The 15,596-nt window shown below is 61.4% G+C and carries 14 protein-coding genes; 9 read left to right on the top strand and 5 right to left on the bottom strand.

Annotated features, from left to right (window positions below; genetic code table 11):
* Window positions 1-136: 136 nt before the first annotated feature.
* Both PSH91_RS14240 and PSH91_RS14235 read right to left on the bottom strand, forming a co-directional pair.
* Window positions 137-856, bottom strand: a complete 720-nt coding sequence (locus tag PSH91_RS14240; RefSeq protein WP_047225782.1) for a FadR/GntR family transcriptional regulator — start codon at window positions 854-856, stop codon at window positions 137-139.
* 239 nt (window positions 857-1,095) lie between these two features.
* Window positions 1,096-2,832: an IlvD/Edd family dehydratase gene (locus tag PSH91_RS14235; protein WP_305465977.1), complete on the bottom strand. Its 1,737-nt coding sequence runs from the start codon at window positions 2,830-2,832 to the stop codon at window positions 1,096-1,098.
* Between the two features lie 193 nt (window positions 2,833-3,025).
* On the opposite strand from PSH91_RS14235, the gene PSH91_RS14230 reads away from it, so the two are divergent.
* The 9 genes from PSH91_RS14230 to PSH91_RS14190 all read left to right on the top strand — a co-directional run bounded on the left by PSH91_RS14230 (window position 3,026) and on the right by PSH91_RS14190 (window position 9,978).
* Window positions 3,026-4,348, top strand: coding sequence for an MFS transporter (locus PSH91_RS14230; RefSeq protein WP_107322362.1), 1,323 nt, complete (start codon window positions 3,026-3,028; stop codon window positions 4,346-4,348).
* 147 nt (window positions 4,349-4,495) lie between these two features.
* Entirely contained in the window at window positions 4,496-5,488 is a 993-nt protein-coding gene (gene araD1, locus PSH91_RS14225) for an AraD1 family protein (RefSeq protein WP_305465975.1), read from the top strand.
* A 12-nt stretch (window positions 5,489-5,500) separates the two neighbouring features.
* On the top strand, window positions 5,501-7,081 hold the full coding sequence (locus PSH91_RS14220) for an aldehyde dehydrogenase (NADP(+)) (RefSeq protein ID WP_305465974.1): 1,581 nt from the start codon (window positions 5,501-5,503) through the stop codon (window positions 7,079-7,081).
* Window positions 7,082-7,315: 234 nt separating this feature from the next.
* Window positions 7,316-7,612: a DUF5629 family protein gene (locus PSH91_RS14215; protein ID WP_047225875.1), complete on the top strand. Its 297-nt coding sequence runs from the start codon at window positions 7,316-7,318 to the stop codon at window positions 7,610-7,612.
* The gene (locus PSH91_RS14210) at window positions 7,599-8,774 is read left to right on the top strand and encodes a lactonase family protein (RefSeq protein WP_305465973.1); all 1,176 of its coding nucleotides are present in this window, start codon (window positions 7,599-7,601) and stop codon (window positions 8,772-8,774) included. The genes PSH91_RS14215 and PSH91_RS14210 overlap by 14 nt, the downstream gene beginning before the upstream one ends.
* A 155-nt stretch (window positions 8,775-8,929) precedes the next feature.
* On the top strand, window positions 8,930-9,109 hold the full coding sequence (locus PSH91_RS14205; protein ID WP_047225788.1) for a hypothetical protein: 180 nt from the start codon (window positions 8,930-8,932) through the stop codon (window positions 9,107-9,109).
* Window positions 9,110-9,271: 162 nt separating this feature from the next.
* The gene (locus PSH91_RS14200; RefSeq protein ID WP_256676792.1) at window positions 9,272-9,397 is read left to right on the top strand and encodes a hypothetical protein; all 126 of its coding nucleotides are present in this window, start codon (window positions 9,272-9,274) and stop codon (window positions 9,395-9,397) included.
* A gap of 114 nt (window positions 9,398-9,511) precedes the next feature.
* Entirely contained in the window at window positions 9,512-9,724 is a 213-nt protein-coding gene (locus PSH91_RS14195; protein ID WP_047225789.1) for a hypothetical protein, read from the top strand.
* The gene (locus PSH91_RS14190; protein ID WP_047225790.1) at window positions 9,721-9,978 is read left to right on the top strand and encodes a hypothetical protein; all 258 of its coding nucleotides are present in this window, start codon (window positions 9,721-9,723) and stop codon (window positions 9,976-9,978) included. The genes PSH91_RS14195 and PSH91_RS14190 overlap by 4 nt, the downstream gene beginning before the upstream one ends.
* Before the next feature lie 35 nt (window positions 9,979-10,013).
* On the opposite strand, the gene PSH91_RS14185 is transcribed toward PSH91_RS14190, so the two are convergent.
* The 3 genes from PSH91_RS14185 to PSH91_RS14175 are packed head-to-tail and all read right to left on the bottom strand — an operon-like array spanning window position 10,014 to window position 15,495.
* Window positions 10,014-10,616 carry a glutathione S-transferase gene (locus PSH91_RS14185; RefSeq protein WP_188250805.1) on the bottom strand — a complete coding sequence of 201 codons (603 nt, stop codon included), beginning with the start codon at window positions 10,614-10,616 and terminating at the stop codon, window positions 10,014-10,016.
* On the bottom strand, window positions 10,613-14,254 hold the full coding sequence (locus PSH91_RS14180; RefSeq protein ID WP_305465970.1) for an AAA family ATPase: 3,642 nt from the start codon (window positions 14,252-14,254) through the stop codon (window positions 10,613-10,615). The genes PSH91_RS14185 and PSH91_RS14180 overlap by 4 nt, the downstream gene beginning before the upstream one ends.
* Window positions 14,251-15,495 (bottom strand): exonuclease SbcCD subunit D C-terminal domain-containing protein, encoded by a 1,245-nt coding sequence (locus tag PSH91_RS14175; protein ID WP_047225793.1) that lies wholly within the window; start codon window positions 15,493-15,495, stop codon window positions 14,251-14,253. The genes PSH91_RS14180 and PSH91_RS14175 overlap by 4 nt, the downstream gene beginning before the upstream one ends.
* Window positions 15,496-15,596: the final 101 nt, after the last annotated feature.

Raw genomic sequence — 15,596 nt, 5'->3', positions numbered from 1 at the left:
ATGAAATCCTTTTCATAAATTCATGGCCGCCGGGAGTGACGACGAGGGAAGTATCGACATCCCGCTCCTGCGAGGGCGGTAAATAAATACCACCCTGGCGAATGCGGGTTATGCCTGGCCTCGTCGGGAGGGAAGATCAGGAAGGATCGGCGCCCAGCACCACATTCAGTGCGCTGCGGGCATCGTCAAGCTGCACCAGCGTGGCATGGCGGGCGCCGAGGGCGTCGCGGTTCTCGATGGCGGTGAGGATCGCCTTGTGGCGCGGCATCGCCAGTTCATGCAGGTTGGGCCGCTGGTTGGAGTGCTTGAGGGCTTCGGCGATGGCCACCGACAACATGTTGCACAGGTTGGCGAGCAGGTCGTTGTGGGTGGCATCGGCGATGCGGCTGTGGAAGTCCAGGTCCGGTTGCAGCACCGCCTCGGGGGTCGGTGCCGCCTCCATGCGCTGGTAGGCCTCACGGATGGCAGCGATGTCGGTATCGTTGGCGAACTGTGCGGCGAGGGCCGCGGCGGCCGGCTCGATGATGCTGCGCACGCTGGTCAGCAGATTGAAGAACTCATTCTGCGGGCTGCTTTGCATCAACCAGTGCAGCACATCGGGGTCGAGCATGTGCCATTCCCGACGCGCCTTGACCACCGTGCCAACCCGTGGCCGCGAATACACCAGACCCTTGGCTACCAGCACGCGCGTGGCCTCGCGCAACACCGGACGGCTGACGGCATACTCCTCGCACAACAAAGCTTCGGCGGGCAGTTTATCGTCGGGTTTGAACCGCCCGGAAACGATCTGCATGCCCAGTTCCTGGACGATGCGCGCGTGCATGCTTTTGCGGTCGGAGGGTTTACGGTAGTCCATGGGGGGTGGCGCGATCCTGTGCGAAGGGGATGCAGCGCATGATAGCAGGCGCGGCGAGGGCGGGTCGCTAGTGCGATTTTGATGTACACCCGAACCCATTGTGGGAGCGAGCCTTTGTGGGAGCTGAGCTTGCTCGCGATGAGGCCCTGCCAGTCAATATCTCTGTTGTCTGTTACACCGCTATCGCGAGCAAGCTCAGCTCCCACAAAAAGCTTGCTCGCGCAAGGGGATGAGTGGGGTCAGTGGGAGTGACGCGGCACCTCGGCGCCGCGGCAACCGACCAGGAAGTCGAAGTCACAACCCTGGTCCGCTTGCAGCACATGGTCGATGTACAGCTGGCGGTAGCCGCCCACCAACAGGTTCTGCGCTGGCGGCAGGTCGGCCAGGCGGGCGGCCAGTTCGGCGTCGCAAATGTCCAGGTGCAGACGCCCGCTGGCGCAGTCCAGTTCGATCCAGTCACCTTCCTTCACGGCCGCCAGTGGTCCGCCGGCTGCGGCTTCCGGGGCCACATGCAGCACCACGGTGCCGTAGGCGGTGCCGCTCATGCGCGCATCGGAGATACGCACCATGTCGGTCACTCCCTGGGCCAGCAACTTGGCCGGCAAGCCCATGTTGCCCACTTCGGCCATGCCTGGATAACCCTTGGGCCCGCAGTTCTTCATCACCAGAATCGAGCTGGCATCGACATCCAGCTCCGGATCATTGATCCGCGCCTTGTACTCGTCGAAGTTCTCGAACACCACCGCGCGACCACGATGTTGCATCAGCTCGGGCGTGGCGGCGGAGGGTTTGAGTACCGCGCCGAGGGGCGCCAGGTTACCGCGCAGCACGCAGATACCGCCGTCGGCCCGGATCGGGTTGTCCAGGGTGCGAATGACTTCGTCCTGGCCATAGATCGGTGCGTCCTTGGTGTTCTCGCCAAGGCTCTTGCCGTTGACGGTCAACGCGTCGGGGTTAGGGATCAGGTTGGCTTCGCCGAGACGGCGCAGCACGGCGGGTAAACCACCAGCGTAATAGAACTCCTCCATCAGGAAGCGCCCGGACGGCTGCAGGTCGACGATGGTCGGCATGCCTCGACCGATGCGGGTCCAGTCGTCCAGGTCCAGTTGCACGCCGATGCGTCCGGCAATGGCCTTGAGGTGGATCACCGCGTTGGTCGAGCCGCCGATGGCTGCGTTGGCCCGGATGGCGTTCTCGAAAGCCTCCTTGGTCAGGATCTTCGACAGCTTCAAGTCTTCACGGACCATTTCCACCGCACGCATGCCGGACATGTGGGCCAGCACATAACGGCGCGCGTCCACCGCCGGAATCGCGGCGTTGTGCGGCAGGGACGTGCCGAGGGCTTCGGCCATGCAGGCCATGGTCGAGGCGGTGCCCATGGTGTTGCAGGTCCCGGCCGAGCGGGACATGCCGCCCTCGGCCGCAAGGAAATCATCGATCGTGATGGTGCCGGCCTTGACCTGTTCGCTCAACTGCCAGACCACTGTGCCCGACCCGATGTCCTGGCCCTTGTGCTTGCCGTTGAGCATCGGTCCGCCGGTAACGACAATGGCCGGCACGTCGCAACTGGCTGCCCCCATCAGCAAGGCTGGGGTGGTCTTGTCGCAACCGGTGAGCAGCACCACGCCGTCAATCGGATTGCCGCGAATGGCTTCCTCCACGTCCATGCTCGCCAGGTTGCGCGTCAGCATGGCGGTGGGGCGCAGGTTCGATTCGCCGTTGGAGAACACCGGAAACTCCACCGGGAAGCCCCCGGCCTCGATCACGCCGCGCTTGACGTGTTCGGCGATCTGCCGGAAGTGCGCGTTGCATGGCGTCAGCTCCGACCAGGTGTTGCAGATGCCGATGATTGGCTTGCCATGAAACTGATGGTCGGCGATGCCCTGATTTTTCATCCAACTGCGGTACATGAAGCCGTTTTTGTCGGCGGTGCCAAACCATTGGGCCGAGCGCAGGGAGGGTTTCTTATCAGACATGATCGATTCTCTTATTGTATGACTATATGGTTTTAGCTTGCGCCTAACATAAGCGCAATTTGCTCTGTTTGGAAGTGTTGTTGGGTAAATAGTATTACTATATAGTCCGATTCAACGGAGGGATTGTCCTGGCGCTCATTGGTCAGAGAAATCCCCCAGGGTTCTATAACAACAACAATCGGAGACCGGTCCCATGAGCCAGGAATTGCGGCTTATTCGCCGCATCACGCTGAAACTAATTCCTTTCCTGATCCTGCTATACCTGATCGCCTACGTGGACCGTTCCGCCGTGGGTTTCGCCAAGCTGCACATGGGCGCCGACATCGGCATCGGCGACGCCGCCTACGGCCTGGGCGCCGGGTTGTTTTTCATTGGCTACTTCCTGCTGGAGATCCCCAGCAACCTGATGCTGGAACGCTTCGGTGCCCGGCGCTGGTTCGCGCGGATCATGATCACCTGGGGCGCCATCACCATCGGCATGGCGTTTGTGCAAGGGCCTTACAGCTTCTATGTGATGCGCTTTCTGCTCGGCGCGGCGGAAGCCGGATTCTTCCCCGGCGTGCTGTACTACATCACCCAATGGTTCCCGGTCCGCCATCGCGGCAAGATCCTGGGCCTGTTCATTCTGTCTCAGCCCATCGCCATGATGATCACCGGCCCCGTCTCCGGCGGCTTGCTGGGCATGGACGGCATCCTGGGCTTGCACGGCTGGCAGTGGTTGTTCATCGTCATCGGCCTGCCGGCGGTCTTGCTGACCTGGCCGGTGCTGCGTTATCTGCCGGATGGTCCGCAACAGGTGAAGTGGATGGACCAGGCCGAAAAGGACTGGCTGACCGGTGAACTGAAAAAAGACCTTGAGGAATACGGCCAGACCCGGCACGGCAATCCGCTGCACGCCTTGAAGGACAAGCGTGTCCTGCTGCTGGCGCTGTTCTATCTGCCGGTGACCCTGAGCATCTACGGGCTGGGCCTGTGGCTGCCCACGTTGATCAAGCAATTTGGCGGCACTGACCTGGTGACCGGTTTCGTGTCTTCGGTGCCCTACATCTTCGGCATCATCGGTTTGCTGATCATTCCTCGCAGTTCCGACCGCTTGAACGATCGCTACGGTCATCTGGCCGTGCTTTATGTGCTGGGCGCCATCGGTCTGTTCCTCAGTGCCTGGCTGACGGTACCGGTGTTGCAGCTGGCGGCGCTGTGCCTGGTGGCGTTCGCGCTGTTTTCCTGCACCGCGGTGTTCTGGACCTTGCCGGGGCGTTTCTTTGCCGGCGCCAGTGCGGCGGCGGGTATCGCGCTGATCAACTCGGTGGGCAACCTGGGTGGCTACATCGGGCCGTTCGTGATCGGTGCGCTGAAGGAATACACCGGCAACCTGGCGTCGGGGCTGTACTTCCTGTCCTGCGTGATGGTGTTCGGCCTGGTGTTGACCGGCGTGGTGTATCGCCTGCTGGAGCGCAAGCATGTGCTGCCGGCGGAGCAGTTCGCGGCCAGCGCCCGGGGGGCGACGCGGACCTGAGGTGATTGAAATCCCCTGTGGGAGCGAGCCTGCTCGCGATTGCGATCTATCAGTCGCATCAATGTTGCTGACCCAATGCTATCGCGAGCAGGCTCGCTCCCACAGGGATCAGCGTGTTATTCAAGCTTTGTTTGCAGGGAGAAAAATATGCGTTTAGTTCAGTTCGAATTGAATAACGGCGAACGCCGCGTCGGCGTGGTCGATGGCGAGCAAGTGCGCGAAGTCCAGGGCGCCCGGACCGTGCGCGACCTGGCTCTGGCGGCCATCGAGGCGGGTGTGAAGCTTGAGCAGCACGTCAACAGCCTGGGCCTGGGAACCGCTCATGATTACCCGCAGTTACTCAGCGAACTGCGCATTCTGCCTCCGCTGGACCACCCGGACCCGGCGCACCTGCTGGTCAGCGGCACCGGCCTGACCCATCTGGGCAGTGCTTCGGCCCGGGACAAGATGCATCAGCAGGCCGGCGACGAAACAGCCATGACCGACACCATGCGCATCTTCAAGTGGGGCGTGGAGGGCGGTAAGCCTGAGAGCGGACAGGCCGGTGTGCAACCGGAGTGGTTCTACAAGGGCGACGGCAGCATCGTGGTCCGTCCGGGCCATCCGTTCCCGCTGCCGCCGTTTGCCGAAGATGCCGGCGAAGAGCCGGAAATCAGCGGGTTGTATGTCATCGGCCACGACGCTAAGCCATACAGACTGGGCTTTGCGGTGGGTAACGAGTTTTCCGATCATGTGATGGAACGCAAGAATTACCTGTACCTGGCCCATTCGAAATTGCGCAGCTGCAGCTTTGGCCCGGAACTTCGCCTGGGTGAACTGCCTCAACATCTTTCCGGGACCAGTCGTATCCTGCGCAACGGCCAAGTGCTGTGGCAGAACGAATTTCTCAGTGGCGAGGCAAACATGTGCCACAGCCTCGAAAACCTTGAGTTCCACCATTTCAAGTACAGTCAGTTCCTGCGTCCGGGTGACGTGCACGTGCATTTTTTCGGCACCGCGACCCTGTCGTTCGCCGACGGCATCCGCACGCAACCGGGGGATGTGTTCGAAATCAGCCAGACCGAATTCGGCGCACCGCTGGTCAACGGCATTGCCCCGGTGGACGCGGTGTTCAACCCGGGTACTATCGGCACACTTTAAAGGAGACTTTCGATGAACCAGATCCTTGGCCACAACTACATTGGTGGCGCGCGCAGCGCGGCCGGCCAGACACGCTTGCAGAGCCTTGACGCCAGCAGCGGCGAAGCCTTGCCCCATGAGTTCGTCCAGGCGACGGCCGAAGAAGTTGACGCTGCCGCCAAGGCTGCGGCTGCCGCTTATCCGGCCTACCGCAGCTTGAGCGCAGTGCGCCGGGCCGAGTTCCTCGAAGCCATTGCCGATGAGCTGGATGGCTTGGGCGATGAGTTCGTGGCCGTGGTCTGCCGGGAAACCGCCTTGCCGGCGGCGCGGATCCAGGGTGAGCGCGGTCGCACCAGCGGCCAGATGCGCCTGTTCGCCAAGGTCTTGCGTCGCGGCGATTTCTACGGCGCGCGCATCGACCGGGCCCTGCCGGAACGCACACCGTTGCCGCGTCCGGACTTGCGTCAGTACCGCATCGGCCTGGGGCCGGTTGCGGTGTTTGGCGCCAGTAACTTTCCTCTGGCATTTTCTACAGCAGGTGGCGACACCGCGTCGGCCCTGGCCGCGGGTTGCCCGGTGGTGTTCAAGGCCCACAGCGGCCACATGGCAACGGCCGAATGGGTGGCTGATGCGATTATCCGCGCGGCTGAAAAAACCTCGATGCCCGCCGGCGTATTCAACATGATCTACGGCGGTGGTGTTGGCGAATGGCTGGTCAAGCATCCGGCGATCCAGGCGGTAGGCTTCACCGGTTCCCTCAAGGGCGGCCGCGCCCTGTGCGACATGGCCGCCGCGCGGCCCCAGCCGATCCCGGTATTCGCCGAGATGTCGAGCATCAACCCGGTGATCGTGTTGCCGCAAGCGTTGGAAAAGCGTGCCGACAGCGTCGCCCGCGATTTGACCGCCTCGGTGGTACAGGGCTGTGGTCAGTTCTGCACCAATCCCGGCCTGGTGATCGGCATCCGCTCGCCGCAATTCAGCGCCTTCACCCAACAAGTGGCCGCGCTGATCGGCGATCAGGCCCCGCAAACCATGCTCAACGCCGGCACGCTGCAAAGCTACGGCAAGGGCCTGCAGAAGTTGTTGGCTCACCCGGGCATCGAACATCTGGCCGGACGTGCGCAACAGGGCAACCAGGCCCAGCCGCAGTTGTTCAAGGCTGACGCCAGCTTGTTGATCAACGGTGACGAGGCGCTGCAAGAAGAGGTGTTCGGCCCGACCACGGTGTTTGTCGAAGTGGCGGACCCAGCCGAGCTCACTGCCGCGCTGAACGGCCTGCACGGTCAGTTGACTGCAACCATGATCGGGGAGCCAGCGGATTTCGAGCAGTTCAGAGAATTGACTCCGTTGCTGGAGCAAAAAGTCGGTCGCATCCTGCTCAACGGTTATCCAACCGGCGTCGAGGTCTGCGACTCGATGGTCCATGGCGGGCCTTACCCGGCGACGTCCGATGCCCGTGGGACTTCGGTGGGTACGCTGGCGATCGATCGTTTCCTGCGCCCGGTGTGCTTCCAGAACTACCCCGACAGCCTGTTGCCCGAGCCTTTGAAAAACGCCAATCCGTTGGGCATCCAGCGGTTGGTCGATGGGGTGCCGGGGCGCGAGGCGCTCTGATCGCAGTCAGGCAGTTGCATTGAGGTTCAATGGGCTGCCGCTATCGCGAGCAGGCTCGCTCCCACAGTGGATGGGTGGTGAATACAAGATGTGTGTTCGCCGCAAATCCAATTGTCGGGGCGAGCCTGCTCGCGATGCGAGCTGGCAGTTGACCGTGCTTTCGAACCTTTTGGCCCAAGGCCCACTCCCACATTGGGTTATCATGAGCACTTTCCCAACGACCGACTGATTGCCATGACTGCCTTGACCGACACCCTGCTGCACGCCCTCGAAACCTGCGACATGCTGATCATCGACGGGCTGCACGCATTCGATTTTTCCCTCGACGAACAAGACCAGTTGCACGTCGAGTGCATGAACGGTCGCACCCTTGAGCATTGGCGCTTCACGCCTGCGCAGATGGAGGCCGCGACGTTCGACGAGGTCAAGAAACACTGGATCATCACCAGCGATTCGGGCGACCACCACCTGGAGTGCGTGGAAGCGACCAGCGGCCACGACGATGAGGAAGACACACATGAGGATGCGTAGTTTCTGGCCCTTGTTGATGGCCGGCAGCGTGGGCGCCATGGGCGTCCAGGCAGAGACCGATGAGCGCCATCAACTGTTGGTGGGTTCCTATACCGCCGGCCAGAGTCAGGGCATCTACCGCCTGCAATTCGACAGCCGCAGCGGCCAGCTCGATGCCCAGCCGTTGCAAGTGATCAAGACCGACAACCCATCGTGGCTGACCCTTTCCAGGGACATGAGCCGGCTGTTCGTGGTGAATGAAAACGGGCCGGGGCAAAAAGACCCGGTGGGTAAGGTCAGCAGCTACGCCATTGACCCGAAGACCCATGAGCTGAGCCTGATCAGTCAGGTGCAGTCATTGGGCAACGAACCGACTCATTCGAGCCTCAGTGGCGATGGTCGACATTTGCTGGTCAGCAACTATTCGGTGGTGGAAGACCCGGGAGGCACCCTGGCGGTGTTGCCGGTGGGAACCGACGGTAAGCTGTCGCCGGTGGTGCAACTGAGCAGCCATCAACCGAGTCGGATCAATCCCGAGCGGCAGATGTCCGCCCATGTGCACTCGGCCGTGTCTTCGCCCGATGGCAAGTATGTGTTCGCCAGCGACCTGGGGGCGGACAAGGTGTTCATCTACCGCTACGACCCCAAGGCCAACCCCGAACTGCCACTGACCGCCGCCGATCCAGCCTTCGTGCAGTTGCCGCCCGGCAGCGGCCCGCGTCATCTGCTGTTCAGCGCCGACGGCAAGCATGCGTGGCTGACCATGGAAATGAGCGCCCAGGTGGCGGTGTTCGATTATCAGGACGGGCGTTTGACCCAGCGGCAACTGGTCGACCTGGCAGCGGGCAAACCACAGCCCGGTAGGGCGGCGGCAGCGCTGCATGCCTCCAAGGATGGCAAGTTCCTGTACGTCAGCAATCGTGGCACCACCAACGAAGTGCTGGTGTTCGCCATCGACCCGACTGCCGGCACGCTGACAGAGCTTCAGCGCCGCTCTGTGGAGGGGGATCATCCGCGGGAATTCAGCCTCGATCCGAGCGGGAAATTCCTGCTGATCGCCAATCAGAAGAGCAACCAGATCGTGGTTCTCGAGCGTGACCCCAAGACCGGCCTGCTGGGTAAAACCGTGCAAAAGCTGGCGATGGATGCGCCGAGTGACTTGAAGTTCATGCTCCCTCAGTAAAGCGCAGGCCCCGATTTTCGGGGCTTGCGTCGCTGTATCAACAAGACTGATATTCGCTAGTGTTGCAAAGCATTTCAAAGCGAGACGCCTCGGCGCGTAAGTTTGCTTCACGGCCCAACCGGGCAGGCAAGCCAACTCATCCGAGGACTATCGACATGAATCTGAATCTCTTCTCCGTGATCGCTGCTTCCGCTATCTCCGCCACCGTAGCGCTGCCAGCCAGTGCCAACATTGAAATCAGCGACAAGAAAAATCGCACCCAGAGCTATACCGAAAAATACCTGCAACAGAGCGCCAACTTCTACGCCGCCCTGGACCACAAGACCCAACACTGAACCGCGCTGAAGACTGAAGCCTGCGATCTTTTCATCTTTGAAAAAGAGAAAAAATCGCAGGCTTTGCCTGCTCCTACGAAAAACTCGCTGTAATATCACATGGCCATGTGTTTAAATTTGACGCTAGTAAATTGACTCCTTCTCCAACAAGAGATCGACACTATGGCGATGCGTCTGGCAATGATGCTGCTGTTTCTCTATTCCACCCCCATTGTTTCGGCCGCCCAGCCGACCCCCGGCGAGCCGGACGCTGCTCGTGAGCGATTATTGAGCCTGCTTAGGGACTGATCTGTTTGGATTAGTAATCAATAAAACTGATAGACACTATGCGTATTTGTCGCTATTAAAATCGGTTTAGTTGATTGATTCTGTGGGCACTGAAACATGCCCACGGAGAACCCCATGGCCAGCGCAATCCTATCTTCTGCCAGACACGGCGCGTACATCGCCATCGGCCTGTACGTGGCGATGGTGTTGGTGGTCAGCCTCGGTGCCCAATACCAAGGCTCTGTCGAAACCTCTCTCCAGGCCGCCCGGCCTTCTGTTCATTATGGTTCCCCGGTTGCCCGCGCCGCGCTCGAGCATGGCGCCGCAAAAGGGGCGGTCGGCGCATGAACAGAAGCAAGTTTTGGGTGATCGCATTCCTGGCGTTCATCACCAATGGTTTTTCATTGCTGGGTCTGGGGCAAGCCTCGGCGGGATCTCTGGCGCGGACCATCGAGTGCAACCACAACATCGCGCACAACATCCTGACCGCCAAGGCTTTGGGGGCGTTGGTGGGGAATCCGCCGGTCAAGCCTAGGCTTGCCGTCTTCGGGCCTTTTCAGATCGATTGTGCAGTGGTGCGCATGTGCAGCGTGGCTGCCTGAAGCAAGCACAGAGGCTGTTCACCAAGTGGTGGTGATTACTTGGCCATGATCGCCACGAACAACTCGGAATCCAGCAAGCCTTGCAACCAACGCTGTAGGCGAGGGTAGGGCGCTGCGGCAAACCATTCCCGGTCGACATGAGCAAACTGCCGTATGAACGGCATCAGTGCCACGTCAGCCAGGCTTTGGTAATCCGCCGTCAGAAATGCTCGGGTTTCAAGCAACGCTTCCAGCCTGCGCAAGAAGACCTCGCCCTCGGTCCGATAATGTTCCAATGGATACTCGGGATGGCGCTCAGGGTATTTGTAGCGGTTCAGATGAAGCTTGAAGACCTGGTCGTTTTCCTCGATCAACGCGGCCGTCAACGCCTGGCCTTCGAGGTCGCCAAGCAATCTCCAATTATCCGGATCGTGCTGCGCCAGGGCCCAGTGCATGATCTCCAGGCTTTCATCAATCACCTTGCCATCGACCTGCAGCACCGGCACCGTACCCTTGCTGGAAAGCGCCAGCATTTCGGGCGGCTTGGCCTTGAGGCTGACTTCGACAATGTTCAAATCGACCGCGCTGTAGCGCAACGCCATGCGCGCTCGCATCGCGTAGGGACAACGCCGGAACGAGTAGAGCGTGGCGCGGCTCATTTCACCTCCACGGTACTCAAGCCATTCCCTTGACGACGAACCTGGATCTGCACCGGGATCCGCTCATGCATTTCCTGCACGTGGGAAATCACCGCAACCTTGCGTCCCTGGGCTTGCAAACCGTCGAGAGCATCCATGGCCAGTTGCAGCGATTCGGGGTCCAGGCTGCCAAAGCCTTCGTCAATGAACAGCGATTCGATTTTCAGCGTGCTGGACGCCATCGAGGCCAGGCCCAGCGCCAAGGCCAGGGAAACCAGGAAGGTTTCACCGCCGGACAACGAATGCACCGAGCGCAGCTCATCGCCCATCTCTGTGTCCATCACCAGAAGCCCCAACATGCTGCCACCGCGTTTGAGCCGGTAGCGGCGCACCAATTGTCGTAGCTGCACGTTGGCGTGATGCACCAGCAAATCGAGGTTGTACGCCTGCGCCAGCTTGCGGAAGCGGTCGCCGGTGGCCGAACCGATCAGCGCATCGAGCCGTGCCCAGCGCTGGTACTCGGTATAAGCCTGTTCGATCTGCTGGGCCAGGGCCTGGTTGGCGTTCTGCCTGCGCTGGTCCTCGGCCTGTTCGGCGCGTAGTTCGGCGCAGCGCTGCTCGCTGGCGGTAAATTGGCTTTGAAGTTCGGTGAGGGCCTGGGCCAGTTGTTCAGATTCCAGATTGCCGTTGTGCTGGGCCTGATGCTGTTGCAGGCGCTGCTCGCGTTCAGTAAGCAACACGCGGGCTTGCTCAATGGCTTTTTCGCTGTTGAGCAGTTGTTGGCGCAGTTGGCCGACGCTTTGCTCGTCCAGGTCAAGCAAGGCGGCCAGAGAGGCATCATCCAGTTCCGGGTGGCTGGCGCGCCATTGTGCGATGCCGGCGGCCAGGGCTGTGTGTTCAGTGTCCAGCGCTTGGGCCTGTTCCTGGCGGGCCTTGAGTTCGGCGGCCAGTTCCACCCGGTTGTGGCGTAGCGCTTGCAGTTGTTGATTGGCCGCTGTTTCGGCACTGTGGGCCTGTTCCAGGGCTTGGTCGAGTTGCTGCTGCCACTGTTCGGCGCTGGTGTGTTCGCCCAGCAATTGCTTGAGCCGCTGCTGGCAGGCCTGCTGTTGTTCCGTCAGGGCGCTCAGTTGCCGTTGCGCCAACTCCAACTGCTGGAGGCGGGTTTGCTGGCGATCCTGCTCTTTCTCCAGGGCCTGCTGACGCTGAAGCTGCTCGCTGAGTTCGTCGCGTTGCTGTTCCAGGTGCGCCAGGCGTTGAGCAATCTGCTGGTCAAGCTGCATGAAGGTCGCGGCCGGCTCGGTGCGCAGGGCCTGTAGTGTGTCTGCCGGCAACAACGTACTGAAGTGGCTCAGTTCCTCGTCCAGGCGCTGGCGATCCCGGGCCAGCTCCTGCTGTTGGTTGTTCAGGTGCAGTGATGCCTGCTGATGCGCAGTTTCAGCCTCGCGCAAGTGCTGCGCCAGGCGCGCGGCGTCCTGTTGCAGCGTCAGCAGGGCGGCCTGGCGTTGTTCGTCCTGACTGATACGCAGGTTGAGCTGACTGCTTTGCTGGTCCAGCCAGGCGTCGCGTTTGGCCGCATCCTGGGCCAGCAGTTGCGCCGAGAGCGGATGGCTTTCAAGGGCGGGCGCCAGACTTTGATGCTGGCTGGCGAGCTGTTCCTGTTGCTGCTTGAGTTCTTTGAGCTGGGCGATGACGCCGCTGTATTGCGCGCGCAGGTCGATGACTTTTTCATGGAGCGACTCGACGGCTTTGCGTGCATTGGCCTCTTCGGTTTCATCAAAACGCCCCAGGCTTTGCAGCAAGGCTTCGGGCTGATGGTAAGGATGCTCGACGCTGCCACACACCGGGCATGGCTGGTCATCCTTGAGCTGTTCACGCAGTTGTTCGACGCTTTCGCTGCGGGCCAGGCGCTGACGCTCCAGCAGTTGGCGGGTGACGCTCAGGGTCTGTTCGGCAATCGCCAGTTCGGCCTTGGCTTCGCTGCCTTCGCGTACCAATCGGTCGCGTTCCTGCAACGCCTGTTGCTGGCGCTGTTCAAGCTCGGCACCTCGCTTGTCCAGCTCTTGCTGGCTGGCCCAGAGCCGCGTCAGATCCTCGAATGCACGCAGTTGCTTGCGATTGTCTTGCAGCAGATTAGCGAGCAACTGGATCTGCTCGGCCACCGCTTGCGGTTCGGCGTCGGCTTCCTTGTAGAGCACTTCGAGGTTTTGCCGGTGGGTTGCCAGGTGCTCGGCGGCGTGAGCGGCATTTTGCTCCAGGGTGGCGAGTTCAACCTGACCCTGGTTCAGGCGATTGCCAATCAGCATCAGCTGTTGGAGGCGATCACGATAGGCCTGCCAGGCGTCGCTCAACGGCGCCAGGTGAGTGCTTTGTTCTAGCTCCCCGGCGATTCGCTGCAAGCGCTCGGCCACCTGTTTTTGCTGCTCAAGCAGCGTGTCGATGGTGCGCTGGCCTTCGCTACAGGCGTGTTGTGCCTGCTCCTGGCGTTCGGCGCTTTGGCGAGCCTCCTTGTCGAGGCGGGCGAGGGTGCCTTGTTCTTCAAAGGCCTGGCGCAGCAAGGGGGCGCTGTCGGTGCTTTGTTGTCGGGCTGCGGTCAGCGCCAGTTGCGCAACGCCCAGGCCTTTCTCCAGCTCGGCCTGGCGTTCATGCAGATCGATCTGTTGCTGGGTGAGCTGCTGAACCTGTACCGCCAGGGGTTCGAGCTGCCGGGTCAGTTCCGTCTGGCGGATGAACTGATGCCGTTGCGGCGCGAGTTGTTCCAGGCGGGTCAGCTTCAGGCGTTCGTCGGCCAGGGCGTCCCAGTCAGTTTGGGCCTGTTGCAGTTGCTCGGCGGCGCTGGCCCGTTGCTCTTGCAACTGGCGCAGTTCCTTGAGCCAGGTGTGTTGCTGCTCCAGTTGCTTGAGTTGCGCCTGTTGGGTCTTGAGCTGTTGCTGGGCTTCGTTGAAGCGCTGGTCCAGTTCGGCGCGGGCCTCTGGGGCCAGTGGTGTGACGCCGGTGGCCTGGTCCTGCAATTGCTTGTGGGACTCTTTGGCTTGCTTGGCCTTGTCGAAGGCGCGCCGGCCCAATCGGGTATACAGGGCCGTATCAGTGAGCTTTTCCAGCAGCTCGCTGCGGTCGTTGTCGTCGGCCTTGAGGAATGCACTGAACTCGCTCTGGGCCAGCAACACGGCACGAGTGAACTGTTCAAAGTTCAAGCCCAGGGCGGCTTCGAGCTGGGCCTTGTATTCGCCTTTCTGACTCGCCAGCAACTGATCGTTGTCCAGATCCCGCAGGCTCTGGCGGCTGGCTTGCAGCTTGCCACCGGCCTTTTCCCGGGCGCGATTGGCTTCCCAGCGCGCCCGGTAGCGACGACCGTCGATGCCGCGAAAATCCACTTCGGCGTAACCATCGCCAGTACCACGGCGCAACAGCGTACGCGGATCGCCCGTAGCGATTTCGCCGTCGGCGTCCGGCACCTTGGCGTCGCGCCCGGTGTTGTTGAGGCGCGGCACGGCGCCGAACAGCGCCAGGCACAACGCGTCGAGCAGGGTGCTTTTACCGGCGCCTGTGGGGCCGGTGATGGCGAACAGGCCTGCACTGGCAAGCGGTTCGGCGGTGAAGTCTATTTCGAAGGGCCCGGCCAGGGACGCGAGGTTCTTGAGACGGATCGCGAGAATTTTCATGGCTGCTCGCCCTCCATCTGCACGTCTTGCAACAGCACGGCAAAATCCTTGAGAGTCTGTTCGTCCACTTCGTTGCCGTAGGTGTCCTGCCAGGCGCGGCTGAACAATTCCTGCGGGCTCAACTGATCCAGTTCCACCAACGCGGCGCCGTCATCGACGTTTGTGCTGCCGCCGTTGCCGGCGTATTCGGCGGCGATCCGCACCAGGCGCACGGCTTTGCCTTGCAGGGCGGTTTCCACTTGATGGCGCAGGTCAGGCTGCGGCTCATCGAGGCGCACCCGCACCTCCAGCCAGGGCTGGCGCTGGACATCGGCCAACAGGTCGATGTCCGGCAGGTCCTTGAGTTGCACCAGAATATCGGCCAGGGGTGCCGGGCCCAGGCGCTGCAGATTGACGGCCCGGGGAATCAGCCGTGGCTCGACTTTGACCAGGGTTTCGCCTTCCAGGGTGATATCGAGAATCTGATGCTGATAACCGATTTCCGAAAATGACAATGGAATCGGCGAGCCGCTGTAGCGGATGCGCTCTTCGCCGTTGACCTTTTGTGGTTTGTGCAAATGGCCGAGGGCGACGTAGCTGATGCTCGGGCCGAACAGGCTGGCGGGCAGGGCCTCGGCGTTGCCAATGATCAGGCTGCGCTCGGAATCCTCGGACACCGAGCCGCCGGCCATGTGGGCGTGGCTGATGGCGATCAGTGCCTGGCCCTTCTTGCGTTTGTCGTTGGCGGCGGCGATCAGCCATTCATGGACCTGACCGATGCCCCGCAGGTAATCGTCACCCAGTTGTGCGCCGGTCACCTCGGCAGGCCGCAGGAATGGCAGGGCCAGGCACCAGGCCTTGACCTTGCCCTTGGCGTCGGGCAACGGCAGCAGCAAGCGCTCGACGTCCAATTGCCCGTCGTCCAGCCACAACACCCGGCCCAGGGCATGGGTGCGCAACCGACGCATCAGCGGCGCCGGTAGTTCGATACGCGAACCGGAGTCGTGGTTGCCGGCGATCATCACAATGGTCAGATTGGCGTTTTGTTCATGGGCACTGACGATGAAGTCGTACAGCCGCTCCTGGGCTTTGACCGGCGGGTTCACCGTGTCGAAGATATCCCCGGCAATCAGCAGCACGTCGGGCTTTTCACTGGTCAACTGACGCAGCAGCCAGTCAAGGAAACAGGCGTGTTCGAAGTCGCGTTCCTGACCGTGCAGGTTTTGCCCAAGGTGCCAGTCGGAGGTGTGGAACAGACGCAAGATGAACTCCAGAAAACAGATGATGGCCGCGGGAAGAGAGGCGGCTAAAAGATGGAGAGTTTACTGGGAAACAGAGGAGAGAAACCGGGCAATTTCTCCAA

Source organism: Pseudomonas sp. FP1154, from assembly GCF_030687245.1.
Classification (GTDB): domain Bacteria; phylum Pseudomonadota; class Gammaproteobacteria; order Pseudomonadales; family Pseudomonadaceae; genus Aquipseudomonas; species Aquipseudomonas rhizophila.
Note: the sequence above shows the minus strand (reverse complement) of the source record. Positions and strands in the feature narration are given on the sequence as shown.

Coding starts and splice junctions, on each gene's coding strand:
- PSH91_RS14195 (WP_047225789.1), top strand. CDS start 9,512: ATGGCCAGCGCAATCCTATCTTCTGCCAGACACGGCGCGTACATCGCC.
- PSH91_RS14210 (WP_305465973.1), top strand. CDS start 7,599: ATGAGGATGCGTAGTTTCTGGCCCTTGTTGATGGCCGGCAGCGTGGGC.
- PSH91_RS14185 (WP_188250805.1), bottom strand. CDS start 10,616: ATGAGCCGCGCCACGCTCTACTCGTTCCGGCGTTGTCCCTACGCGATG.
- PSH91_RS14220 (WP_305465974.1), top strand. CDS start 5,501: ATGAACCAGATCCTTGGCCACAACTACATTGGTGGCGCGCGCAGCGCG.
- PSH91_RS14190 (WP_047225790.1), top strand. CDS start 9,721: ATGAACAGAAGCAAGTTTTGGGTGATCGCATTCCTGGCGTTCATCACC.
- araD1 (WP_305465975.1), top strand. CDS start 4,496: ATGCGTTTAGTTCAGTTCGAATTGAATAACGGCGAACGCCGCGTCGGC.
- PSH91_RS14180 (WP_305465970.1), bottom strand. CDS start 14,254: ATGAAAATTCTCGCGATCCGTCTCAAGAACCTCGCGTCCCTGGCCGGG.
- PSH91_RS14240 (WP_047225782.1), bottom strand. CDS start 856: ATGGACTACCGTAAACCCTCCGACCGCAAAAGCATGCACGCGCGCATC.
- PSH91_RS14215 (WP_047225875.1), top strand. CDS start 7,316: ATGACTGCCTTGACCGACACCCTGCTGCACGCCCTCGAAACCTGCGAC.
- PSH91_RS14230 (WP_107322362.1), top strand. CDS start 3,026: ATGAGCCAGGAATTGCGGCTTATTCGCCGCATCACGCTGAAACTAATT.
- PSH91_RS14200 (WP_256676792.1), top strand. CDS start 9,272: ATGGCGATGCGTCTGGCAATGATGCTGCTGTTTCTCTATTCCACCCCC.
- PSH91_RS14205 (WP_047225788.1), top strand. CDS start 8,930: ATGAATCTGAATCTCTTCTCCGTGATCGCTGCTTCCGCTATCTCCGCC.
- PSH91_RS14235 (WP_305465977.1), bottom strand. CDS start 2,832: ATGTCTGATAAGAAACCCTCCCTGCGCTCGGCCCAATGGTTTGGCACC.